Genomic DNA, 20,327 nt, shown 5'->3' with positions numbered 1-20,327 from the left:
TTTAGCCGTTAGCGCAGCGGCATCGGCGGCCGAACCACCGGGCCGCCATCATCCGCATCAACAACAGAGGACTGCTGCTGCGACGGCACCGGCCGCGGTGCTACGGCCGATTGCGGGGCGACTGCCGGGGCCGGCAGCGGCGCTGCTGATGTCGGCGGGGGCGGCGGCGGGATGTAGGCCTGGGCCGGCCGGCGCACCGGCGGCGGAGCAACCGCCGTATGGGGGACAGTCGGCGGCGTGATCGCGGCGCGCGGGCGCGGAGCGACCGGCCGCGGTTCGACCGCTCTGGTCTCGGTCGCACGAGCGACACGCTGCGTCAGCTGATCCTGGCCGGCCTTGAGCTGATCGATGCTGGTCTTGAGCTGCTCGATCTGCTGTCCCATCGACGCGAGGTCGCGGGCCATCGACTGCAACAATTGCGTTTGGTCCGGTGCGCCGGCGACTGGCACCGCCGGGGCGGCGGGCGCGACCGGTGCTGCTGCGGCAGCGGGGGCTGCGGCGGGAGCAGGCGCGGCCGCAGCAACGTCCTGCGGCGCAGCGGCCGGAGCCGCTTCCGCCGGCTGATCGGTGGCCGCGGCTTGCGCCGCGGGCGGGCTCGCCTGGTCGGGCGCGGCAACCGTCTTGCCCGGCAGTAACGACGTCAGCGCCTCGACCTGAGGCACATACTCCGCCACCATCTGCTTGACGCGATGTCCGTAGTGCTGCCACGCCGCGGTGCCCATGGCGCCGGCGATCGCGAACAGGAACCAGAAGGCGCGGATCGCCCATTTGTTGGTCGGGCGCGGCGCGCGTTCCAGCCTGATGTCGTCCAGCCTGCCATCGTGGCTTGCGGCGCTGTATTCCGGCATGGCTGGTGGCACTGGCGCCACTGATGTTGGCGTGACCGGTGGCACCGAGGCAACCGCAGCAGCGGACGCGATCGGCGGTGCAGACGAGGGAGCAAGGCTTGGGCCGAACCACGGCTCGCGCTGCCCTGGCGCTGCCTTGCCGGCCTGCGCGGGCGCCGCGGCATTGTCCGGGCGGGTTGCAGCGAAGCTCGGTTCGATCGCGAAAATATCGTGCGGATCAGCGTCTTTAAGTGTCGATTGCATTGGCGGTCCCCGTTTCAGTCCAAGGTCAACCGCAAATGGCGGCCGGCGAATCCTCGCTCTGTTTCGACCCCTAGCCCGGGCCCCACGACTCCAGTCCGGTTTGACCAAAGCAAGGCGAGAGGGTGGAGAGGTTGGGGAGTTTCGGGAACCGAACCCGGGGGCCGGGGGCGCACACTGCCACCTGCGCACACAGGCGGCACCGGACCGCATTCCCAGCCGAAGTGCCTGGGTTGTGTGGCGCGTTCACCACACCTGAGGGGAAATCGCATCGCGTGGCGCACGTCTGGGCGAGCCCCGCCACCGTTCTGCCCTGATTGGATTCGGCTCATAAGGCGTTGGATTTTCGGCTTGGGCTGGGGCGCGAGTTGGGGATGCAACATGTTACGCGACGATGCAGTCATTTCGTACGTCGACGTCAAACGCAGTGCACATGGTGCTGCGCCCGTTATCCTGTTTGCTCAAGCACGAAAGCCGCTTCGGCTGTTCGCTGTCGTGATCGGCGCAGCGTCGCTCGCGGCCTGCGCGCAGTCCTCCGTGGTCAGCCAGCGTTCGCAGGCGCTGGCGAGCCGACCGGCATCGACCGAGCCGGTGCGGGCTGCGTCATCGGCCTCGCGCACCCTTGTGGCCGCCGCGCGCAAGCACACGCCTTATGCCTCGCGCAAGGGCGGCGACACCAAGCTCGCATCGCAGGGCGTGGCGAGCTTCTACAGCGACGAACAGGAGACCGCGAGCGGCGAGAAGTTCGACGGACGCGAGCTCACCGCCGCGCATCCGACATTGCCGTTCGGCACCAAGCTGCGCGTCACCGACGTCAAGACCGGCCGTTCGGTCACCGTGCGCGTCAATGACCGCGGACCCTACGTCCCCGGACGCATCGTCGACGTCTCGTATTCTGCCGCGCAGTCGCTCGGCATGATCGGCAAGGGCGTCGCGAATGTCAGGCTCGACGTGGTGCAGTGAGCTGGATCGCACGCGCACGGTTCGGGATTTTTTCCGGCTGGATCGGGAAAAAATCCCGACGCTGAGGACGCTTTAATCCTGTTGTCGGCTCGATGGCGGCACATAGAATTGGTGCCGCTACTTCTCCGCGCCCGTCATTTTTCAGGCGCGTGGATTTCTACCCAAACGAACCTTTCCCCGCCTTGGAGTGTCCCGCCAAGGCGGGATTTTTCTTTGAGGAGGCATGCGCGCCACGTGCGTTGACACGACCGGCGGTAGCCATAACCTCCGTTTTGCTTTCGGAGGACGGCCCATGCCCAACAACAATCAAGAAACTGACGGCGTCGCATCGGGGCAGCCGTCTCGGCGCGGAGCAATGCAGCTGTTCCTGGGCGGCGCCGCGGTCGTGCTGGCGCCCCAGGGACGCTCCGGCATGGTGGCGACGGCACGGGCTGAGACCGCGTTCCCGGATGGACTGTCGCGCGGCCGGCCCGACGAGCAGGGCATCGCGCCATCCGCGATCCTCGATTTCCTCGACGAGGTCGACCGCCAGGGCTACGAGCTGCACAGCTTCATGCTCTGGCGCAACGGCCAGGTGGTCGCGGAGGGCTGGTGGTCGCCGTATCGCGCCGACCGCAACCACATGATGCACTCGCTGACCAAGAGCGTCACCGTCAGCGCGGTCGGGCTCGCCATGGCCGACAAGCGCTTCGGTTTGCAGGACAAGGCGATCTCGTTCTTCAAGGACAAGCTGCCGCCTGTGGTCGACGACAAGCTCGCCGCGATGACGGTCGAGGATCTCCTGACCATGCGCACCGGCCACGCCTCGATGACCTCGGGGTCGGCGTGGCGGCCGATCAAGACCAGCTGGGTCGCCGAGTTCTTCAAGATTCCGGTGGTCTACCAGCCCGGCACCAAATGGGTCTACACCTCGGCAGCGACCTATTTGCTGTCCGCGATCGTCACCAAGACGACCGGCGAGACAGTCGCAGACTATCTCAAGCCGCGGTTTTTCGATCCGCTTGGAATCTCAGGCTACGAATGGCCGGTCGGTCCCGAGGGCATTTCGCCGGGTGCCAACGGGCTGAGCTGGAAGACGGTCGATTGCCTCAAGCTCGGCATCCTGTACGCGCAGAACGGCATGTGGAACGGCAAGCAGGTGCTGCCGGCCGATTGGGTGGCGGCGGTGCAGCAGCCGCACGTCAAGGACACCTATGGCTATCAATGGTGGATCGGGCCCGAGACCTTCTACGCCGACGGTCTGTTCGACCAGCTCAGCTTCGTCTTCCCCAAGCAGAACGCCGTGCTGGCGATCACCGCCGGCATTCCGCAGCGGAGCGGCTTCAACAAGCTGGTGTTCCGGCATTTCCCGGCGATGTTCGCAAGCACGGTCGCGAAGAACGATGCCGACGCGGAGAAGCTGAAGGCGCGGACTGCGGCCTTGCAATTGCTGCCACCGCTGGTGCCGGCATCGTCGCCGGTCGCGGCGCAGATTTCCGGCAAGACCTGGCAGATGCCGGAGAATGCCGATGCGATCAAATCGGTCAGTCTCAGCTTCGCCGACAAGACCTGCACCTTCACGCTCGAAGATGGCAGAGGCACGCACACAATCGAGGTCGGTCTCGACGCGCCGCGCGAGGGCACCACGACGATGACCGGCAACAAGCTGCATCACGAATACCAGCCGGACGTGATGCGCGTGGTCGCGAGCGGCACCTGGCACGACCTGCGCACCTTCGTGATGACCTGGACGTTTGTGGAATCAGCGTTCCGCGACACCGTGACCTGCACCTTCGAGGGACCGCAGATGCGATTCGCGCGCAGTGTCAATGTCAACTCGTCGGCGCTGGATATGCCGACCTTGATGGGTAAGCTCGCGTAGCCGCGACCGCAGATTGCGTCCTGCCGCATCTTGCGGCGGGGCTTCCACCAAATTGTCACACTCCCAGCGAATTGCGGCCCAAAGCCGCTGCCAACACACCGCCGGATGGACGATCTCGGCGAGGGACAAGCGTTGGCCTACAAGATGATCGCAGAACGCGAGAACGAAACGGTCAGGATCGAGCGGGAGAGCACCTTCATCATCATCGCCAAGGCCAGGGTTTGGGCCAGCGAGGGATGGCAGGTGGTGATCACCGACAAGGACGGAAAATCATACCCGCCCGAGGAATTCGACAAGTTGCTCGCGGCGTGATGCTAAAGCGTTTTCGAGCGAAGTGGTTACCGGTTCGCGCGAAGAAAACGCGCCAGAGCAAGACGCCCTAACGCTGCGCTGACACCAGCAGCATCATCGGCCGTTCGAGCTCGTCGGCGAGTTCTGGCATCGCCTTGATCTGCTCGCGTGTCGGGGAGAATTCCTCGACATGGCGCAGCGTGAAGCCGGCGCCGATCAGCGCGTTGAGCGTGGTGCCGATGGTGCGGTGATATTTCAGCACGCCCTGCACATACCAATCCGTCCTGCGCTCACCCTCAATGAAGTAGCGGTTGACCGGCCAGGTCTTGTGGCCGTCTTGGTCCTTCAGCCAGTCCGGACGCGTGGCGGCCATGTAGATCGGGTGCTCGATCGTGAAGACCAGATGTCCCTCCGGAACCAGCGTGCGAACCAGCATGCGCGCCAGGCGATCGAAGTCCCTGATGTAATGGAAGGTGAGGGCGCTGTAGGCGAGATCGAATGTCGCCTTCGGCAGCTCCAGCGTTTCGAGGTCGGCGATCTCGTAGGCGATGCCCGGATCCTGCGCCATGGTTTTGGCGCGGTCGATCATGTTCTGCGACAGGTCGATGCCGAGCACGCCGGCGGCGCCTTGCTCGCGCATCCAGCGCGACACCCAGCCGAAGCCGCAGCCGAGATCGACCACGTGCTTGCCCGCGATGTCGGGCAGCATGGCGCGGATGGCGGGCCATTCCGGCGCGCCGAGCAGTCCGCGGACCTGCCGCGGCAGCTGGCTGTAGCCGGCGAAGAAGCCGGGATCGTCATAGATGTTCTGCGCCATGGTACGGCAACTCGAGAAGGGACGGAGGTCGCCCCTCTGTAACCGCCGACGCGGCGCGTGGGAACCGCTGATTGTATCACGCGCGGGAACCAGACGCGGCATTCAGCTGTTTCTGATGTCAGCGCCGCGGGATGCGCCGAATGCTCGTCCCAGTGGCGTCGGACAGCCGAGGAGAGCGCCATGATAGCCGAGATGCAGATCCACACCATCGCCCGGCAGATGTTGCTGAAGCACGGCCCCGAGGCGATCGCGCAGGCCGCGCAGAACGCGGTCGCCTGCGAGAGCAAGGGCGAGACCGAAGACGCCCGCGACTGGCGCCATATCGAGGACGCCCTGAAGATGATGCGCGGACCGCATCAGAGCTGACGCGGAAGCCACGATGCCTCGCCAAATGATCCGGCACTGCGTGCCGGAGCATTCGGCTTGCGTCCCCTGGTGTTGCTTGCCTTCTCCTGAAATTCCGGGAACTCTGTTCCGGCAAGCAGCAGACAAATTCTATCAGGGGGAATTCGCCATGACCTTTTCACTCTACGACGCGACCGTTGCAAATTATCTGCAGATACTCGGCGCCACCTCGGGCTTCCTCGACAAGAGCCTCGCGCATTTCAAGGCGAACGGCATCGATCCCGCGGAGATCGTCGAGACCCGGCTGTTTCCGGACATGTTGCCGTTGCGCTTCCAGGTGGTCTCGCTCGCACATCATTCCCGCGGCGCGATGGAGGCCGCGAAGAACGGCGTGTTCGTACCGCCGTCCGGCAAGCCCGATCTGGGTTACGCCGCGCTGCAGGCGCTGGTGAAGGATGCGCAGAGCGAATTGTCTGCCTTGACGCCGGATGCGGTCAATGCGTTGCTCGGGCGCGAAGTGATGTTCAAGGTCGGCGACCGCTCGATGCCGTTCACAGCCGAGGGATTCCTGATGTCATTCTCGCTGCCGAACTTCTTCTTCCACTCGACCACGGCCTACGACATCCTGCGTCACAAGGGCGCGCCGCTCGGCAAACGTGACTTCATCGGCCGGCTGAATCTGAAGAAGTGATCGAGCTGCGCGTCAATCAACCTTGCAGCGGCGGCTGCAACATCAGCCGCCGTTTGCGACAAGATCATGATCGCGCGCTGGCAAGCGCGATCACCGCATATTCGCGCGTGGACGCTAGCCCGTCCTGCGCCAGCGCGGCACGGGATCGAGCGGCGTCCGATACAGCTCATGCCGGTCGATGTCGGTGACGCGCACGGCGCAGCCGCGTGCCTTCAGCTCCGGCTTGACCTGCGACAGCTCGTCGGCCAGCTGATCGGCGCGATCGGAGGCGAGGCTGATGTTTTCGAGGATGATCGTTCCTTGATTGCGGAACTCGTCCCCCACCACAAGATCAAAGGTGTAGTACGGCATCCCGAAGTTCTCCATTTCGGTTTGCATCACAGGGTAACACTGAGTCGTGCATTCCCTAAGATGCGTGGCGCACAATCATCGAGCGATCGGCGCAAAAACGATGTGCAGCGCATCGCGCACGATGAACGAGTAAGCACGCGCGGCACGGCGAAGGAGTCCTGTGCGGTAGCTCACAGCCATGCCGTTAAGATTTGATTAAAACTGTCGTCGCAAGCTTGAGCCCAAGTGGAATTGCGGCGGAACCGGACTCCGGGAACCGGCAGCTGCAGGAGAAGGCCGGTGGCGTAACGCCCGCCGGCCTTTTCTCGTCCTGGACGCCCGCGAACTAGTCGCGCAATACGGCTTGCTGCCGGGCGCGGCACTTCGGGCCGGGCCCGCGCATGTAATACAGCTCGGGGCGATAGGGGTTGACGACGCCGTCGATCAGCGCGACGCAGCGCGCGACGAGGTGGGCGAGCCGGCGGCGAAGCGGGCGCAGGGCAAGTTCAATTGCGTTCATGGCGCGCCCTCAGTGCAATTCGCCGAGGATGGCGGTGAACGGCAGCTCGAAGATCTCGGTGCCGATGTCGTCGGTGACGTGGACCGCCCAATTGCGCCAGTCCTCCACGCTCGGTGTCATGACAAAGCTGCGCGCCAGCTGCTCCGCATGCACCCGGGCCTCCGAAAGGTCCATCGCGGCACCGATACGATCCATGATGACGTGCTTGTCGTCGGAGCAGTGAAAGAAAACAGCAGACATCTTCCGATTCCCATGCCGAAGCGATTCTCGCGCGTTGCAATAGCAGTGCGCGAAGCTTCCGAGAATCCGGGTGATCCCCCATCGGTAAACTACGGGGATTCCAGACGATTTGAATCACGCGGCCGTGATCCGCAGGGGGCTTCAGAAGATCGGTTCGCCGATCGCGACCTCGCTGCGCGGGCCGAGCACGATCACCCGGCCATCGGCGTCCTTGGCGCCGAGGATGAGGAGTTCCGAGGTGAAACCCGCGATGTTCTTCGGTCCCAGATTGCAGATGCACACCACCAGCGAGCCGACCAGCGCCGGCGGCTCGTAATTCGTGATCTGCGCGCTCGACCACATGATCCGCTCGGCGCCGACATCGACACCGACCTTGTAGGAGGGATTGCGGGCACGGGGGAACGGCTGCACGTCGACGACCTTGCCGATCCGGATATCGAGGCGGGCGAAATCGTCATAAGTGGCTTGCGGCTTCAGCGGCGACATCTGTCCTCATGGTTTGCGCGGGCGACCGGCGAACACGTCCGCATCGAAGGTCTGGGGATTGACGGGATCGTAGCGCGACCAGTCCATCGACGGGTCGTTGCCGTAGCGCGCCTGCCACGCCGCATCGGTCTTGAGCGCGCCGATGACAGCGGGACGAATCTCGAAATGGAGCACCTTGCTCGGGCCGATCTCACCGATCTTGTCCTGCTTCCTGATCTTCGCGCCCACCGCGACCGGCCGGCCGTCGGCGCCAACGATGCGGCCAAGCTGCGCATAGCGGCTGAAGACCACGTGTCCATTGGGATAGGTGTGCTTGACCACGACATAGCGTCCGCAGTGGCCGATGTTGAAGGCATCGACGGAGGCCTGGTCATCCTGCTCGACCCGGATCACGACGCCATCGTCCATCACGGCCACCGGCGCGCCTTCCTTGTCCGATGTCATGTCGACGCCGGGGTGAAAGTCCGCCGTGCCGCATCCGCAGGGCGGCTCCGTTGCTCCCTTCGCGGCCGTGGCGGCCTTGGGTGCCTCGAATTCATTGACCAGCAGCCCGGGCCCCTCTTGGCCGGTGTACAGATGGATCACGAACAGCGTCAGGCCGGTGCCGAGCGGCACTTCGCGCGGCAGGAACGCGCGCACCACATCCTGGATGAAGACGAGCGCCTCCGCGCCCTTCGCCGAGCGCACCTTGATGCAGCGTGAAGCCTGCACACCGTCGATCTGATCCGGTGTGAACCCCATCATCCGCATGGTCGCCGCGACCGACTGCACCGCACAGGTCTCCTCGTAGGAGACGAGTGTGACCTTGAGTCGGTACGGCTTCGCGTCATTGAGGTCGACACCGGTCTTGGGCCGCGGCTGTGCCAGCAGGTCGTCGAGGTCGGCGGTCTTGTAGCGGGCGTAGTCGAACGCCAGCGCGGGGGCGGCGAGCAGCGCCGCGAGCCCGGCGATGATGAACGCCGCGAAATGTGGTTTCAGCCGAGCCCCGATCATGCCACGCTTTCTCCCAGGACCTGTTCGGCTCAGCGCTCCTGAAACGCGAGGCGGACGCCGAGCGCGATATAGATCGTGCCGACCACGCGGCCTTGCCACTGCCCGATGCGGCGATGCCGCCTGATCCACGGGCTGATCTGGCCGGCGGCCAGCGCGAGCAGCGAGGTGTAGGCTGCGCTCATCACGACGAAGATCAGGCCCAGCGTCGCGAACTGCGCGACGGCCGAGCCGTGGCCGGGATGCACGAACTGCGGCAGGAAGGCGAGGAAGAACAGCGCGGTCTTCGGATTGAGCATTTCCGCCCAGATCGCCTGCCGGAACGCGCGCCTGGGATCGACCGGCTGCGATGCCGGCAGATGCAGGTCGTCGTTCTTCTCGAACAGGGCGCGGACACCGAGCACGATCAGGTAAATTACGCCGACATATTTGACGATCGAGAATGCCAGCGCCGAGGTCATCAGCACGGCCGACAGGCCAAACGTCGCCATCGCGGTGTGGACGAGATCGCCGAGCGCGATGCCAAACCCGGTCGCGACGCCGACGCGCGGCCCGCCGGTGACCGAGCGCGCCAGCACGAGCAGCACGGCCGGACCCGGGATCAGGAACAGGCCGAGCACGACGGCGGCGTAGGTGAGGAGGGTGGTGAGGTCGATCATGTCGTGGGTTCCGGAAGTCAGGATACAGGGATCGCAACGGCCGCGAAACGCGGCTTCGGATCAAGCATCGCGTCGGCGCTTTCGACGATCCGCATTTCCTCGGTTCCTCGCTGCGCCGTGCGCTCCAGCACGCCGTGGATGCCTGAGGCGGCATGACTGAGTGCCTCCGGGGTCGCGAGGCCGCGGACGCGGGCGGCGACGAACAGCGCGGCGAACAAGTCGCCGGTGCCGGACGGGCTGATCGGCACACGCGGGGTGCGCACGCGCCAGGCCCCCGCACGCTCGATCGCCAGCGTCTCGATCTCGCTGTGGGGCGTGCCGGCAAACTCGGCACTCGTCACGACGATGGTCGCAGGACCCCGCGTCATGAGTGCGCGGGCTTGGGCTACGACGTCATCGATCGTCGTCACGCGCGCGCCGCACAGGAATTCGAATTCGAAATGGTTGGGGGTGATGATGTCGGCCAGCGGGCAGAGCTGGTCGCGCACCAGCGGCGGGATGTCCGATCGCACGAACATGCCACGGTCGCGGTCGCCAAGCACGGGATCGCAGCAATAGAGCAGGGCCGGATTTTGCGCCTTGGCGCGGGCGACGAAGTCGGCGACGTCCATCGCGATATCGGCCGAACCGAGATAGCCCGACAGGATCATCCGCGCGGCCTCGACCGCGCCGCGCTCCTCGGCGCCGCGCAGGAGGTCGGCGACCAGTTGTACGTCGAGCACCCGGCCGCGGATGGTCGGATAGCCAGGCCGGTTGCTGAGCAGCGTGGTCGGCACGGCAACGACGTCGATGCCGTGCAACTGGAGCGGAAAGGTGGCGGCGCTGTTGCCGACATGGCCCCAGGCGACCTGGGATTGGATCGAGATGACGCTCATGTTGCCCGCATCACCCGAACAGCGCGGCGTAGATGACGTAGAGCCAGCCCAGGATACCGTGGATGATTGCCCACAGGATCGAATGGTTCTTGGTGTAGGAGATCGCAATCGCCAGCGCCGAGCCGAACCCCACGCCGTATTTCGCGCCCTCGACGCGGACGCCATAATATCGATTGCCGTTCATGGTGATCCTTCCAGCGAGAGGTGCGTGATTGGCGACAGCGTAACCCGCCGGTTGCGGTCAGTTCAACGGCGGAACAAGCCTCGAAGGACGTGCGGCCCGGCTCGTGGCCGTCGTCCCTTCGAGACGACCGCGCTGTGGCCTCCTCCAGCGGCAACGGCGAAGCCGTTGCGCGGGAGGGGGGACGGCATGGAGTAGGCGCAATCTCCCCAAATGTCGTCCTGGCGAAAGCCAGGACCCATAACCATCGGCTTTCGTTATGAAAAGGATTGGGCCCCAGCGTCACGCAACAATTGAGATTTGGGGTAATGGCTCCAGGCTTTCGCCAGAAGGACGATGAAGGTCGTTCTCGATTCATCGTGCACACCACCGGTGTCATCACCCGCAAAAGCGGGTGATCCAGTATTCCAGAGAAAGCAGTGCTTGAACTGAGAGGCCGCGGTGTACTGGATCGCCCAGTCGAGCCGGGCGATAACAGGTGTCGGTGGGGACGCAGTTTCGCATTCTCGCGACATGCCTTTCCAGGCGCCGGTCACGTCCCGATCAATCGAATGTGTCGAACCGGACCGCAGAATGAGCGAATTCGCCGCGCCGTCCCGGAATATTCGGCCGCGCCATCCGTCATGGTAGCAGCGAAAATGCTTCAGCAGGTCGGCGAGATGTTTCCATCCTGTTGAATCCAGCGGGAGAGGTGCGATGACTGCGATCAAATGCGTCGCGGCGGGCTTGGTCGCCGTCGCCATGCTGACGGCATCTGCGCTGGCGCGCGACATCCCGCAGGCCGGCCCATCCGGAGGGGGCCATGCCCATGCCGCCGGCCACTGGAGCGGGGCTCCGCTACACATGCAGCCGCTGCGTTTCGGCGACACTGAGGCACCGCCTCGCAACCCGCCGGGCGGCGTCTGCGACCACGGCGACAACGCCATGATCTGCTGAGCCGGACCGTGCATGGCGGTGATCTCCGGCGAAAGTTGCGCTAGCCTTGCTGGGTCGTCTCCCTCCAGCCGCGAGCGCCGCCGCCATGCACATCCTCCGTCCCCAGTTCCGCATCGAGCAGGATCGCGCGCTGGCCTTTGCGGCGGAGCGCGGCTTCGGCGCCATCGTCGCCGCCGATGCGCGCGGCCCGCGGTCCTCGCACGTGCCGTTCGTGATCGCGAGGCGCGATGACCGGGTGATCGTGCAGATCCATCTCACCGCGAACAATCCGCTGGTCGAGCTCGCCGATGGCATCAGGCGCTTCCTGCTGATCGTCTCCGGCGATGACGCCTACATCTCGAACGACTGGTACGTCTCGCGCGACAATGTCTCGACCTGGCTCTACGAGGCGGTGCATCTCTCCGGCGTAGCGCATTTGCGCGAGCACAAGGAGAACCGCGGCCATGGCGATGCGCTGCTCGCGGTCGCCGAGGCACGACTGCCGAAGCAGCCTTGGGACCTCACGCAGATGGAGCCCGGCAAGCGCGAGCAGATGCTGGCGGGGATCCGGGTGATCGACATCGTCGTCGACGAGATCGAGGGCCAGTCGAAGCTCAATCAGCACAAGAGCGATGCGGACTATGTCGCGCTGGTCGACCGCCTGGCGCACGCCGAGGAGACGGCAAGCCGGAGGCTGGCGGAGAAGATGCGAGCGCTGCGACCGGAGCTTGAATATGGAGGTGGACGATGCGTAGGGCGGGTTAGCGAAGCGTAACCCGCCGTAATGCCTTCGTGGATGGATGGCGGATTACGCTTGCGCTAATCCGCCCCTACAAAGCTTTCCCGCATCGAGACTGCAAACGTCTTGTTAAGATTCGCTCCACGCCGAATTTCTCGATTCCGATTCGTTCTTTGCGAACAAAATGGAGTCGGATGGCGAACATAGTTAGCGCGCGGCATGCAGGAAGCTCAAGACTTCGCTGTTGAATCGATCCGCCTGCTCGACATTGAGGATGTGAACGCCGGGCAGCAGGACGAGCTTTGCGCTGGCGATGGTCGCAGCGATCGCCTCGCTGTGACTGGCCCGTGTGACGGTGTCGCTTTCGCCGCCAATGACCAGCGTCGGTGTGGCGATCAGCGAGATGATGCGGCGAAGATCGACATCGCGCAGCGCCGCAAAGCACCCGGCGAGGCTGCGCGGCGGGGTAGTGAGCACCATGGTACGGAATTGGTCGACCACCTGGTTCGGCGCAGCCAGCATCGTCGCGGGAAACCAGTTGCGCATGAAGCCGTCGGCGATGGCGTTCATGTCCGGGGCGGCCAGCACCGCACGGATCTGGTCGTCGAACGCCAGCTCCGACGCAAGATAGGGCGCGGTGTTGGAGAGGATCAGGCGATCGATGCGTTCGGGCGCGAAGATACCGAGCCACTGCCCGATGAATCCGCCGAGCGACAGGCCGAGGAAATGCGCCCGGCCGATGTTGAGGACGTCGAGCAGCTCGACCGCATCGCGGCCGAGCCGGTCCAGCGAATAGGCGCCCGCGGGCGCGTCCGAGCCGCCGTGACCGCGGGTGTCGTAGCGGAGCACGCGAAATGACCGGCTCAGCGCCGGCACCGTGCGGTCCCACATGTGCAGGTTCGTGGCGATTGAGTTCGAGAGCACGAGCACCGGCCGATCATCGGGGCCCTCGATGCGGCACGCAATCCGGCATCCGTCTCCGGTCGTGAAGTGGTGATCGCCGCTCATCTGCTTGTCCTTTCCGCCGTTGGAAGCCGCGGGCTTCGCATCACACCAGGCTAGGACTCGCCCTCCGGAACAGAAATTACTAAGATTGATCAGTCTCTGTAGGAATTATGGACAATGGACCACATCAAGCTCCACGATCTGCGCTGCTTCGACGCTGTCGCCACGAAAGGAAGCTTTCAGGCCGCCGGCACCGCGCTGAACCGCTCGCATCCGTCGGTGTTCGCGGCGGTTGCCCGTCTCGAACAACAGCTCGGCCTCACGCTGTTCGATCGCAGCGGATACCGCGTCGGGCTGACGGATGCCGGGCGGACGTTTCATGAGCGGGCGCGGCTGACGCTGCGCGAATTCGACCTGCTGCAGACCTATGCCGAGCAGCTGGTCAGCGGCGAAGAGGTCGCCCTGCGTGTCGTGATTGGCGACCTCTGCCCACGGCCGCCGGTGCTGCAAATGCTCTCGGGGTTCTTTGCCAAATATCCCAACACGCGCCTGCACCTGGAATATGAGGCCGTCGGCGGACCGCTCGAGCGCCTGATCGAGGGAGGGGCCGACCTGGTGTTTCATCGCGCGGACCCGTCGGATCCGCGCTTCGACCAGATCAAGCTGTCGACCACGGCCATGGTGCCGGTTGTCGCTCCCGGCTTTCTGCCGTTCGCGTGGACGAAGAAGATTACGCCGGAGCAGATGCGCCCGTTCACGCAATGCGTGATCCGCGACACCGCGCGGCGATCATCATCAGAAAACTTCTTCCTGATCGACGGTGCGCATCAGTGCACGGTGCCCGACCAGGCGATGAAGAAGGAGCTGATCCTGCATCGTCTCGCCTGGGGCCATCTGCCGGAATGGCTGATCGAGGACGAACTCCGGGACGGCACGCTGATCAGCATTGCGGGCGCGAATTTTCCGGGTCGCGAGGAAGACCTGGCGGCAGTGCGCCATCGCCAGCATGCGCACGGACCCGTCGCGGAAGCGCTTTGGCTTCATCTCGAGGGCTGGCGGCTCAATCGAAGTGCTGGACGGGGTAGAAAACGGCTCCGCGCCAAGCGCGGGCGTTGAACCGGTCGTTGTGTCAACTCGCGCAAACCTGTTGTTAAGAATCGCTTCATACCGATTTTTCGATTCCGATTCGTTCTTCGCGAACGAAATGGAGTCGAACGGAGAACGCGATTGTGATGGCGGCGGTCGTGCAGTCAGAGAGGTCGGCGCATGCAACATGTGCGACGGGCTCGACGATACTCCGCATCGAGCGCAATAATCCCACGATGGTACAACATCGATCGCCCGGACGCAGCCTGCGCATGGATGTTATTAACGCTTGAGTCGCGCCGATTTCCTCGATTCCGATTCGTTCCTTGCGAACAAATTGGAGTCAGATGCAGAACGGCGCTGTGGCGCGCAATGCGTTTCTCTGCTCCACTCGGTCCGCAAGAGAAAGAGCGGATCGATGGTCAAGAAGGCAACCAGGACAACAAAGAAGCCGGCATCGCGCCGGATCGTGCTGGCGATCGACGTCGGCGGCACGCATGTGAAGGTGATGACCGACAAGGAGCGCATCAAGCGCGAATTCGAGTCGGGTCCGAAGTTGTCGGCCGTCGAGATGGTGCGGCAGGTCAAGGCGCTGACCAGGGACTGGTCTTATGACGTGATCTCGATCGGCTATCCCGGACCGGTCGTTCACAACCGTCCGCTGACGGAGCCGCACAATCTCGGCCGCGGCTGGGCCGGCTTCGATTTCCACAGCGCGTTCGGCCGACCGGTGAAGGTCGTCAACGATGCGCTGATGCAGGCGATCGGCAGCTATCAGGGCGGGCGGATGCTGTTTCTCGGCCTCGGCACCGGGCTTGGCTCCGCGATGATCGTGGAGGGCATCTTCGAGCCGATGGAGCTCGGCCATTTGCCGTACCGCAAGGACGCAACGTTCGAGGATTATGTCGGCGCAGCCGGCCTCGAGCGGCGCGGACGGAAGAAATGGCGCAAGAGCGTCGACGACGTCATCGCGCGGCTGTCGGCCGCGTTGGAGCCGGACTACATCGTGCTCGGCGGCGGCAATGCCGACAAGGTCGACAACCCGCCGCCGAAGGTGCGGTTCGGCGACAACGCCAACGCATTCGAGGGCGGCTTCCGGTTGTGGAAGAAGGTGACGCGCAAGCCGCGCGGCGCGCATTGATGAAACTGGAACTGCCACCAAATTGCCGCAGCTGCCGAAGTTTCGCGCTGTTCCGTCGTTGCTGTTCCTGGAACTGATCGGGTGCGCCGCTCGTTTTATGCGGCATGACATCCCGTTCCATGAGGAGTGAACCATGCGAAGCTTGATTATTCCCGCGATCGCGGCCCTGGCGATCGGCGTTGCGACGCCGGCGATGGCCTATGATTCCGGCAGCCAGATCTCGATGGAGGCGGCGCTCGACGTCGCGACCAGCATCGGCGTCGTAACGGTGTCCAACACCCAGTTCCTCGGCGACGAATGGGAGGTCGAGGGCCGCGACCGGCTCGGCCGCTGGATGCAGGTCGATGTCGACGCGCGCACCGGCGAGGTGCGCAATGTCGATCGCAGCTGGTAGCGGCGGCGTCACCAACGCGTGAGATTTGATGGACGGCCGGCGGCGCAGGGCGCTCGCCGGCCGTTCGTTATCCAGAACTGTTCGATGCCGTGCTTTGGCCGAACGCCACAAAGGTGGGGTATGCTGGCGGCAGATTCCGGGAATCTGCTGCGAGCTGCGGCGGTCCCGCGACAAGGAGACCGGCCATGACCAAACCGTTTCCATCCAAAACCCACATCGGCAACCACCTGCTGCATCCGGAAACCCAGATGCTGAACTACGGCTACGATCCGCAATTGTCGGAGGGCGCGGTCAAGCCGCCGGTGTTCTTGACTTCGACCTTCGTGTTCCGCACCGCCGAGGACGGCAAGGATTTTTTCGATTTCGTCGCGGGCCGCCGCGAGCCTCCGGAAGGCATGGGCGCGGGGCTGGTCTATTCGCGCTTCAATCATCCGAACAGCGAGATCGTCGAGGATCGGCTTGCGATCTATGAGCGCACCGAAAGCTGCGCGCTGTTCTCCTCGGGCATGTCGGCGATCTCGACCACGGTGCTGGCGTTCGCGAGGCCCGGCGAAGTGATCCTGCATTCGCAGCCGCTCTATGGCGGCACCGAGACGCTGTTCACCAAAACGCTGGCGGCATTCTCGATTCAAGCCGTGGGCTTTGCCGACGGCCTCGACGAGGGGGTGGTCAAGGCCGCTGCCGACGAGGCGATGAAGAAGGGCCGCGTTGCCATGATCTTCATCGAGACGCCGGCCAATCCGACCAACGGCCTGGTCGATATCGCGCTGACAAGACGCGTCGCCGACATGATCGGCAAGGCGCAGGGCTTCACGCCGATCATTGCCTGCGACAACACGCTGCTCGGGCCGGTGTTTCAGCGGCCGATCGAGCACGGCGCCGATCTGTCGCTGTACTCGCTGACCAAGTATGTCGGCGGTCATTCCGATCTGATCGCGGGCGCGGCGCTCGGCTCGAAGAAGCTGATGAAGGACGTCAAGGCGCTGCGCGGCGCGATCGGCACCCAGCTCGATCCGCATTCGTGCTGGATGATCAGCCGCTCGCTGGAAACGCTGAGCCTGCGCATGGAAAAGGCCGACCGCAATGCGCGGATCGTCGCCGACTATCTGCGCGACCATCCCAAGGTGGCGCAGGTGCATTATCTCGGCCATCACGACCCGGCGTCAGCAGCGGGGCGCGTGTTCGCCGGCCAAAGTAGCGGTGCCGGCTCGACCTTCTCGTTCGACATCGTGGGCGGGCAGCCGGCCGCGGAGAAATTCCTCAACAGCCTGCAGATCTTCAAGCTCGCGGTGAGCCTCGGCGGCACCGAGTCGCTGGCGAGCCTGCCGGCGACGATGACGCATTCCGGTGTGCCCGCCGATATCCGCAAGAAGATCGGCGTGCTCGATACGACGATCCGGCTCTCGATCGGGATCGAGCATCCGTCCGATCTGGTCGCCGATATCGCGCAGGCGTTGAGCAGGGTGTGAACGGGATGAGCAGGGCAGGAGAAGAAGCATGTTGACGATCACGGCGGTCATCCGCGCGAAGAAGGGCCATGAGGCGGCGATGCGTCAGGCATTGCTCGACGTCGTCGAGCATGTCCGGGCCAACGAGCCGTCTACCGCCGGCTATTACGTGTCGCAGGATGCCGCCGATCCCTGCGTGTTCGCGACCTATGAGCGATACCTCGATCAGGCCGCCATGGACCGGCACAACAATTCGCAAGCCGTGGCGCGGTTCTTCGACATTGCGAAGCCGATCATCGATGGCGATGTGGTATTGGTGTCGGCGACCGAGATCGCCAGCAAGTAAGCGCGTCCGCTCTCGGGCACCAACAAGGACAACCGGCGGTGTCCAAAATGGCTCACGGGCGGAACAAATACCAATCACGCGAGAATCGCGCACGCGTGCGGGAAATCCTGCTTCGCGACTGGGACCCCATTGGGGTTTACGGCATTCCAAAGGCTGCTAATGAATACGACAGCTACGCGGACAAGGCTTACGTTATGCTGATGGATGATGGCGCATCCGCGAACGCAATCGCGCTCTATCTTTTCAAGATCGCCACCGAGCATATGGGGTTGACCGATCGCGGACGCCTTGCCGAAAAGAGCAAGGAGGTGGCCCGATTGCTGGTTCAGCTTCGGCCGGAGTTTGGCATTCAATGAAGGCGATCTGACATGACTGGCGAACGCGCCTCGGCAGCATGTCGCTGCGGCAAGGTGGAGCTCGAGACCACCGGGCCTCCAATCCTGCGCGGCATCTGCTATTGCGCGAGCTGCCAGGAAGCGGGGCGCCGGCATCAGGCGGTGTCCGGCGCGGATGCCGTCCTGGCCGACGACGGCGGCACCGACTACGTGCTCTATCGCAAGGATCGCGTCCGCTGCATCAAAGGCGGCGAGCTGCTCGAGGCGCGGCGGCTGAAGCCGGAGTCGCCGACGCGGCGGATGGTGGCGCGCTGTTGCGAGACCGCCATGTTCCTCGACTTCACCAAGGGGCATTGGCTCACGGTCTATCGCGACCGCCTGGGTAACGGCATCGGGCCGGCAACCATGCGGATGATGACGGCCGAGCGGCCCGCGGGCACGATCCTGCCTGATGATATCGCCAACTATCCGGGCCACTCCGGCAAGTTCGTGCTGAAGCTGCTCGGGGCGTGGCTGGCGATGGGATTCCGGCGGCCGGGCATTGAGGGGGTGCCGCAGGGTCACAAATAATAGCCTGCTCCGGAAAGGCTTCATCGCAAGGGATTCATTCTGGGATTCAGTCGACACGGAGTAATTGCTGACCAAAGTAATCGGCGATTTCAGCACAAACCCACCGCGGCAAGACAAGATCGAAGCGGGCGCGCGCCCGTGAGGACGTTGACGCGGAGACGGCGTGCCATTATTGGCGGCGCGGAAAATTCCAACGCAACGATACGGGATGGACTCGATGCAAGTGACCTTGATGAAGGGCAAGATTCATCGCGCGCACGTCACCGAAGCGGACTTGCACTACGAGGGTTCGATCTCGATCGACCGCAATTTGATCGAGGCCGCCGGCTTCCTGATCAATGAACGCGTCGACATCTATAACATCGACACCGGTGCGCGCTTCTCGACTTACGTGATCGAGGCGCCCGCGGGATCTGGCATCATCGGCCTCAACGGCGCGGCCGCGCGGCTCGTAATGGCGGGCGACAAGGTCATCATCGTGGCCTACGCCGGCTTCGACGCCGATGAGGCGCGCAAATTTCATCCGCGGATCGTGATGGTCGACGACAAGAACCGGCAGATCGCAAAGACCGGTGCATCATCCGCGAAAGCTTTCGCGGAGGCGTAAGCCGTCAGCCGGCCATGACATCGCGCAAAGCAACGCGTTGTTAGGAAAGTGTGCGCCCCGATTTGTGCGATTCCGATTCGTTCTTCGCGAACAAAGTAGAGTCGGAGGGGGAACAAAGCGGTCTGCGGGCCTGCGAGTGCGCAGCGAGGCGCGGCCAACAGTGCAGGATCCGGTGGAGCGTAGCTTCACGCATACGACATGCTGCTAAATCTGCGGCACGATCCCACCGGCCTTGGCGATCAGCTCGAACGACCGTAGCCGCTTCTGGTGATCGTAGACGTCGGAGACGATCATCAGCTCGTCAGCGCCGGTCTCGGCGACCAGCGCATCGATGCCGGCACGCACCGTCTCGGGCGAGCCGATGATGGTGCGCTCCAGCATCCGCATCGCCTGGACTTTCTCCGACGGCGACCAATAGGTCTCGATGTCGTCGATCGGCGGCTGGCTCAGGCCGCGCGCGCCGCGGAAGATGTTGGTGAACGACATCTGCTGCGTGGTCGCAAGCCGCCGCGCTTCCGCGTCGGTGTCGGCGGCGACGATGTTGACGCCGACCATGGTGTAGGGCTGCGCGAGCTGCTCGGACGGCTTGAAGCGCGCGCGATAGATCTGCAGCGCCTGGTTCAACAGCTCGGGCGCGAAATGCGAGGCGAAGGCGTAGGGCAGGCCGAGCTCGCCGGCCAGCATCGCGCCGAAATTGCTCGAGCCGAGAATCCACAGCGGCACGTCGGTGCCGGCGGCCGGCACCGCCTGGATGCGCTGGTTCGGACCGGCAGCGGCGAGGAAGGCCTGCACCTCGAGCACGTCCTGCGGAAAGTTCTCGGCGGATTCAGGCGTGCGGCGGAGTGCGCGCAGCGTCAGCTGATCGGTGCCCGGCGCGCGGCCGAGGCCGAGGTCGATGCGGTCCGGAAACAGTCGCGCCAGCGTGCCGAACTGCTCGGCGATCACGTAAGGCGCGTGGTTCGGCAACATGATGCCGCCGGCGCCGACGCGGATGGTGGTGGTGCCCGCCGCGATATGCCCGATCACGACCGACGTTGCGGCGCTCGCAATGCCGGCCATGTTGTGGTGCTCCGCCACCCAGATGCGGCGATAGCCCAGCGCCTCGGCATGGCGGGCCACATCGCGCGCATTGTAGAGCGCGCCGCGCGCGTCGGTCTCTTGGGTGACGCGGACGAGATCGAGAATGGAGAGGGCGGCCACGGCGGCTCCGGAGCGTTGGGGACGGGAGCCGGTGGTATTTGGCTGTGTCCAGGTGGGGCGAAACGGCGCGGCGGCCGGTTCATGCAGATGCATATGGATACGGTCGCCGTGTGGGTCAATCCGCCGACCGCGGGAACGCGCCGAACCGACGACGCAGTGCTGCGAATCCAAAAATATCGAAAAACAACCCCATGCACAGTAGCTGTGGCCGTGGGGATCCCCGGAAAAAGCGACTTGACGCGTCGGGCAACTCGGCGGTATTTT

28 protein-coding genes are annotated in these 20,327 nt (G+C 64.4%); 15 read left to right on the top strand and 13 right to left on the bottom strand.

Annotated elements, in window-relative coordinates; translation table 11 throughout:
- Nucleotides 1-8: 8 nt before the first annotated feature.
- Nucleotides 9-1,091, bottom strand: coding sequence for a hypothetical protein (locus tag JQ616_RS10925; RefSeq protein ID WP_212014259.1), 1,083 nt, complete (start codon nucleotides 1,089-1,091; stop codon nucleotides 9-11).
- A gap of 378 nt (nucleotides 1,092-1,469) precedes the next feature.
- Between JQ616_RS10925 and JQ616_RS10920 the strand changes: the two genes are divergently transcribed.
- The 3 genes from JQ616_RS10920 to JQ616_RS10910 all read left to right on the top strand — a co-directional run bounded on the left by JQ616_RS10920 (nucleotide 1,470) and on the right by JQ616_RS10910 (nucleotide 4,224).
- Nucleotides 1,470-2,051 carry a septal ring lytic transglycosylase RlpA family protein gene (locus tag JQ616_RS10920; RefSeq protein WP_212014258.1) on the top strand — a complete coding sequence of 194 codons (582 nt, stop codon included), beginning with the start codon at nucleotides 1,470-1,472 and terminating at the stop codon, nucleotides 2,049-2,051.
- 355 nt (nucleotides 2,052-2,406) lie between these two features.
- Nucleotides 2,407-3,912 (top strand): serine hydrolase domain-containing protein, encoded by a 1,506-nt coding sequence (locus JQ616_RS10915; RefSeq protein ID WP_212014257.1) that lies wholly within the window; start codon nucleotides 2,407-2,409, stop codon nucleotides 3,910-3,912.
- Between the two features lie 105 nt (nucleotides 3,913-4,017).
- Nucleotides 4,018-4,224 carry a hypothetical protein gene (locus JQ616_RS10910; protein WP_074126738.1) on the top strand — a complete coding sequence of 69 codons (207 nt, stop codon included), beginning with the start codon at nucleotides 4,018-4,020 and terminating at the stop codon, nucleotides 4,222-4,224.
- Nucleotides 4,225-4,291: 67 nt separating this feature from the next.
- Here JQ616_RS10910 and JQ616_RS10905 read toward each other — a convergent pair whose 3' ends face one another.
- Nucleotides 4,292-5,020 (bottom strand): class I SAM-dependent methyltransferase, encoded by a 729-nt coding sequence (locus tag JQ616_RS10905; protein ID WP_212014255.1) that lies wholly within the window; start codon nucleotides 5,018-5,020, stop codon nucleotides 4,292-4,294.
- A 180-nt stretch (nucleotides 5,021-5,200) separates the two neighbouring features.
- On the opposite strand from JQ616_RS10905, the gene JQ616_RS10900 reads away from it, so the two are divergent.
- Entirely contained in the window at nucleotides 5,201-5,386 is a 186-nt protein-coding gene (locus JQ616_RS10900) for a hypothetical protein (protein WP_083742063.1), read from the top strand.
- Nucleotides 5,387-5,534: 148 nt separating this feature from the next.
- The gene (locus tag JQ616_RS10895) at nucleotides 5,535-6,056 is read left to right on the top strand and encodes a DUF1993 domain-containing protein (RefSeq protein ID WP_212014253.1); all 522 of its coding nucleotides are present in this window, start codon (nucleotides 5,535-5,537) and stop codon (nucleotides 6,054-6,056) included.
- A gap of 114 nt (nucleotides 6,057-6,170) precedes the next feature.
- Here the strand turns inward: JQ616_RS10895 and JQ616_RS10890 are convergent, their stop codons facing one another.
- From JQ616_RS10890 to JQ616_RS10850, 9 genes are all read right to left on the bottom strand, one after another.
- Nucleotides 6,171-6,407, bottom strand: a complete 237-nt coding sequence (locus JQ616_RS10890; protein WP_212014251.1) for a hypothetical protein — start codon at nucleotides 6,405-6,407, stop codon at nucleotides 6,171-6,173.
- A 325-nt stretch (nucleotides 6,408-6,732) separates the two neighbouring features.
- Complete coding sequence (locus tag JQ616_RS10885; RefSeq protein WP_212014249.1) at nucleotides 6,733-6,906, bottom strand: hypothetical protein; 174 nt, start codon at nucleotides 6,904-6,906, stop codon at nucleotides 6,733-6,735.
- A gap of 9 nt (nucleotides 6,907-6,915) precedes the next feature.
- A complete protein-coding gene (locus JQ616_RS10880) occupies nucleotides 6,916-7,146 on the bottom strand; it encodes a DUF6894 family protein (RefSeq protein WP_212014247.1) in 231 nt (76 codons plus the stop codon).
- A 141-nt stretch (nucleotides 7,147-7,287) separates the two neighbouring features.
- Nucleotides 7,288-7,632 carry a tRNA-binding protein gene (locus JQ616_RS10875; protein WP_212014245.1) on the bottom strand — a complete coding sequence of 115 codons (345 nt, stop codon included), beginning with the start codon at nucleotides 7,630-7,632 and terminating at the stop codon, nucleotides 7,288-7,290.
- 6 nt (nucleotides 7,633-7,638) lie between these two features.
- On the bottom strand, nucleotides 7,639-8,625 hold the full coding sequence (locus tag JQ616_RS10870) for a M23 family metallopeptidase (protein WP_212014243.1): 987 nt from the start codon (nucleotides 8,623-8,625) through the stop codon (nucleotides 7,639-7,641).
- A 29-nt stretch (nucleotides 8,626-8,654) separates the two neighbouring features.
- Entirely contained in the window at nucleotides 8,655-9,281 is a 627-nt protein-coding gene (locus JQ616_RS10865) for a LysE family translocator (RefSeq protein ID WP_212014241.1), read from the bottom strand.
- Nucleotides 9,282-9,298: 17 nt separating this feature from the next.
- Complete coding sequence (pdxY, locus tag JQ616_RS10860; protein WP_212014239.1) at nucleotides 9,299-10,156, bottom strand: pyridoxal kinase PdxY; 858 nt, start codon at nucleotides 10,154-10,156, stop codon at nucleotides 9,299-9,301.
- Between the two features lie 10 nt (nucleotides 10,157-10,166).
- Nucleotides 10,167-10,340 carry a hypothetical protein gene (locus JQ616_RS10855; protein ID WP_016840760.1) on the bottom strand — a complete coding sequence of 58 codons (174 nt, stop codon included), beginning with the start codon at nucleotides 10,338-10,340 and terminating at the stop codon, nucleotides 10,167-10,169.
- A gap of 254 nt (nucleotides 10,341-10,594) precedes the next feature.
- Nucleotides 10,595-11,047: a hypothetical protein gene (locus tag JQ616_RS10850; protein WP_212014237.1), complete on the bottom strand. Its 453-nt coding sequence runs from the start codon at nucleotides 11,045-11,047 to the stop codon at nucleotides 10,595-10,597.
- Between JQ616_RS10850 and JQ616_RS10845 the strand changes: the two genes are divergently transcribed.
- Both JQ616_RS10845 and JQ616_RS10840 read left to right on the top strand, forming a co-directional pair.
- On the top strand, nucleotides 11,034-11,273 hold the full coding sequence (locus tag JQ616_RS10845) for a hypothetical protein (RefSeq protein WP_212014234.1): 240 nt from the start codon (nucleotides 11,034-11,036) through the stop codon (nucleotides 11,271-11,273). The genes JQ616_RS10850 and JQ616_RS10845 overlap by 14 nt on opposite strands.
- A gap of 85 nt (nucleotides 11,274-11,358) precedes the next feature.
- Entirely contained in the window at nucleotides 11,359-12,027 is a 669-nt protein-coding gene (locus tag JQ616_RS10840; protein ID WP_212014232.1) for an FMN-binding negative transcriptional regulator, read from the top strand.
- 171 nt (nucleotides 12,028-12,198) lie between these two features.
- Here the strand turns inward: JQ616_RS10840 and JQ616_RS10835 are convergent, their stop codons facing one another.
- Nucleotides 12,199-12,999 carry an alpha/beta fold hydrolase gene (locus JQ616_RS10835; RefSeq protein WP_212014231.1) on the bottom strand — a complete coding sequence of 267 codons (801 nt, stop codon included), beginning with the start codon at nucleotides 12,997-12,999 and terminating at the stop codon, nucleotides 12,199-12,201.
- A 114-nt stretch (nucleotides 13,000-13,113) separates the two neighbouring features.
- Here JQ616_RS10835 and JQ616_RS10830 point away from each other — a divergent pair, with 114 nt between their 5' ends.
- The 8 genes from JQ616_RS10830 to panD all read left to right on the top strand — a co-directional run bounded on the left by JQ616_RS10830 (nucleotide 13,114) and on the right by panD (nucleotide 18,863).
- Nucleotides 13,114-14,052 carry a LysR family transcriptional regulator gene (locus tag JQ616_RS10830; protein WP_212014230.1) on the top strand — a complete coding sequence of 313 codons (939 nt, stop codon included), beginning with the start codon at nucleotides 13,114-13,116 and terminating at the stop codon, nucleotides 14,050-14,052.
- Nucleotides 14,053-14,440: 388 nt separating this feature from the next.
- Nucleotides 14,441-15,163 carry an ROK family protein gene (locus tag JQ616_RS10825; RefSeq protein WP_212014229.1) on the top strand — a complete coding sequence of 241 codons (723 nt, stop codon included), beginning with the start codon at nucleotides 14,441-14,443 and terminating at the stop codon, nucleotides 15,161-15,163.
- 133 nt (nucleotides 15,164-15,296) lie between these two features.
- On the top strand, nucleotides 15,297-15,557 hold the full coding sequence (locus JQ616_RS10820; RefSeq protein WP_212014228.1) for a PepSY domain-containing protein: 261 nt from the start codon (nucleotides 15,297-15,299) through the stop codon (nucleotides 15,555-15,557).
- A gap of 185 nt (nucleotides 15,558-15,742) precedes the next feature.
- Nucleotides 15,743-17,026 carry a cystathionine gamma-synthase family protein gene (locus JQ616_RS10815; RefSeq protein WP_212014227.1) on the top strand — a complete coding sequence of 428 codons (1,284 nt, stop codon included), beginning with the start codon at nucleotides 15,743-15,745 and terminating at the stop codon, nucleotides 17,024-17,026.
- A 28-nt stretch (nucleotides 17,027-17,054) separates the two neighbouring features.
- Nucleotides 17,055-17,351, top strand: coding sequence for a putative quinol monooxygenase (locus tag JQ616_RS10810; protein WP_212014226.1), 297 nt, complete (start codon nucleotides 17,055-17,057; stop codon nucleotides 17,349-17,351).
- Nucleotides 17,352-17,398: 47 nt separating this feature from the next.
- A complete protein-coding gene (locus JQ616_RS10805; RefSeq protein WP_249136705.1) occupies nucleotides 17,399-17,707 on the top strand; it encodes a hypothetical protein in 309 nt (102 codons plus the stop codon).
- A 12-nt stretch (nucleotides 17,708-17,719) separates the two neighbouring features.
- Entirely contained in the window at nucleotides 17,720-18,256 is a 537-nt protein-coding gene (locus tag JQ616_RS10800) for a GFA family protein (RefSeq protein WP_212014224.1), read from the top strand.
- Between the two features lie 217 nt (nucleotides 18,257-18,473).
- The gene (panD, locus tag JQ616_RS10795) at nucleotides 18,474-18,863 is read left to right on the top strand and encodes an aspartate 1-decarboxylase (protein ID WP_212014222.1); all 390 of its coding nucleotides are present in this window, start codon (nucleotides 18,474-18,476) and stop codon (nucleotides 18,861-18,863) included.
- Nucleotides 18,864-19,067: 204 nt separating this feature from the next.
- On the opposite strand, the gene JQ616_RS10790 is transcribed toward panD, so the two are convergent.
- A complete protein-coding gene (locus JQ616_RS10790; protein WP_212014221.1) occupies nucleotides 19,068-20,063 on the bottom strand; it encodes an LLM class flavin-dependent oxidoreductase in 996 nt (331 codons plus the stop codon).
- Between the last annotated feature and the right edge of the window lie 264 nt (nucleotides 20,064-20,327).

Source organism: Bradyrhizobium tropiciagri (genome assembly GCF_018130545.1).
In the GTDB taxonomy this organism is placed as follows: Bacteria; Pseudomonadota; Alphaproteobacteria; order Rhizobiales; family Xanthobacteraceae; genus Bradyrhizobium; species Bradyrhizobium tropiciagri_A.
The sequence above is the reverse complement of the archived record's forward strand: the minus strand, read 5'-3'. Positions and strand labels throughout refer to the sequence as shown.

Bases quoted from the DNA above. Each gene is read 5' to 3' on its own strand.
- JQ616_RS10880 (WP_212014247.1), bottom strand. From the start codon at position 7,146: ATGTCTGCTGTTTTCTTTCACTGCTCCGACGACAAGCACGTCATCATG.
- JQ616_RS10810 (WP_212014226.1), top strand. From the start codon at position 17,055: ATGTTGACGATCACGGCGGTCATCCGCGCGAAGAAGGGCCATGAGGCG.
- JQ616_RS10895 (WP_212014253.1), top strand. From the start codon at position 5,535: ATGACCTTTTCACTCTACGACGCGACCGTTGCAAATTATCTGCAGATA.
- JQ616_RS10840 (WP_212014232.1), top strand. From the start codon at position 11,359: ATGCACATCCTCCGTCCCCAGTTCCGCATCGAGCAGGATCGCGCGCTG.
- panD (WP_212014222.1), top strand. From the start codon at position 18,474: ATGCAAGTGACCTTGATGAAGGGCAAGATTCATCGCGCGCACGTCACC.
- JQ616_RS10865 (WP_212014241.1), bottom strand. From the start codon at position 9,281: ATGATCGACCTCACCACCCTCCTCACCTACGCCGCCGTCGTGCTCGGC.
- JQ616_RS10845 (WP_212014234.1), top strand. From the start codon at position 11,034: ATGACTGCGATCAAATGCGTCGCGGCGGGCTTGGTCGCCGTCGCCATG.
- JQ616_RS10910 (WP_074126738.1), top strand. From the start codon at position 4,018: ATGGACGATCTCGGCGAGGGACAAGCGTTGGCCTACAAGATGATCGCA.
- JQ616_RS10890 (WP_212014251.1), bottom strand. From the start codon at position 6,407: ATGCCGTACTACACCTTTGATCTTGTGGTGGGGGACGAGTTCCGCAAT.
- JQ616_RS10915 (WP_212014257.1), top strand. From the start codon at position 2,407: ATGCAGCTGTTCCTGGGCGGCGCCGCGGTCGTGCTGGCGCCCCAGGGA.
- JQ616_RS10800 (WP_212014224.1), top strand. From the start codon at position 17,720: ATGACTGGCGAACGCGCCTCGGCAGCATGTCGCTGCGGCAAGGTGGAG.
- JQ616_RS10820 (WP_212014228.1), top strand. From the start codon at position 15,297: ATGCGAAGCTTGATTATTCCCGCGATCGCGGCCCTGGCGATCGGCGTT.
- JQ616_RS10835 (WP_212014231.1), bottom strand. From the start codon at position 12,999: ATGAGCGGCGATCACCACTTCACGACCGGAGACGGATGCCGGATTGCG.
- JQ616_RS10855 (WP_016840760.1), bottom strand. From the start codon at position 10,340: ATGAACGGCAATCGATATTATGGCGTCCGCGTCGAGGGCGCGAAATAC.
- JQ616_RS10925 (WP_212014259.1), bottom strand. From the start codon at position 1,091: ATGCAATCGACACTTAAAGACGCTGATCCGCACGATATTTTCGCGATC.
- JQ616_RS10830 (WP_212014230.1), top strand. From the start codon at position 13,114: ATGGACCACATCAAGCTCCACGATCTGCGCTGCTTCGACGCTGTCGCC.
- JQ616_RS10900 (WP_083742063.1), top strand. From the start codon at position 5,201: ATGATAGCCGAGATGCAGATCCACACCATCGCCCGGCAGATGTTGCTG.
- pdxY (WP_212014239.1), bottom strand. From the start codon at position 10,156: ATGAGCGTCATCTCGATCCAATCCCAGGTCGCCTGGGGCCATGTCGGC.
- JQ616_RS10870 (WP_212014243.1), bottom strand. From the start codon at position 8,625: ATGATCGGGGCTCGGCTGAAACCACATTTCGCGGCGTTCATCATCGCC.
- JQ616_RS10905 (WP_212014255.1), bottom strand. From the start codon at position 5,020: ATGGCGCAGAACATCTATGACGATCCCGGCTTCTTCGCCGGCTACAGC.
- JQ616_RS10885 (WP_212014249.1), bottom strand. From the start codon at position 6,906: ATGAACGCAATTGAACTTGCCCTGCGCCCGCTTCGCCGCCGGCTCGCC.
- JQ616_RS10920 (WP_212014258.1), top strand. From the start codon at position 1,470: ATGTTACGCGACGATGCAGTCATTTCGTACGTCGACGTCAAACGCAGT.
- JQ616_RS10805 (WP_249136705.1), top strand. From the start codon at position 17,399: ATGGCTCACGGGCGGAACAAATACCAATCACGCGAGAATCGCGCACGC.
- JQ616_RS10815 (WP_212014227.1), top strand. From the start codon at position 15,743: ATGACCAAACCGTTTCCATCCAAAACCCACATCGGCAACCACCTGCTG.
- JQ616_RS10825 (WP_212014229.1), top strand. From the start codon at position 14,441: ATGGTCAAGAAGGCAACCAGGACAACAAAGAAGCCGGCATCGCGCCGG.
- JQ616_RS10875 (WP_212014245.1), bottom strand. From the start codon at position 7,632: ATGTCGCCGCTGAAGCCGCAAGCCACTTATGACGATTTCGCCCGCCTC.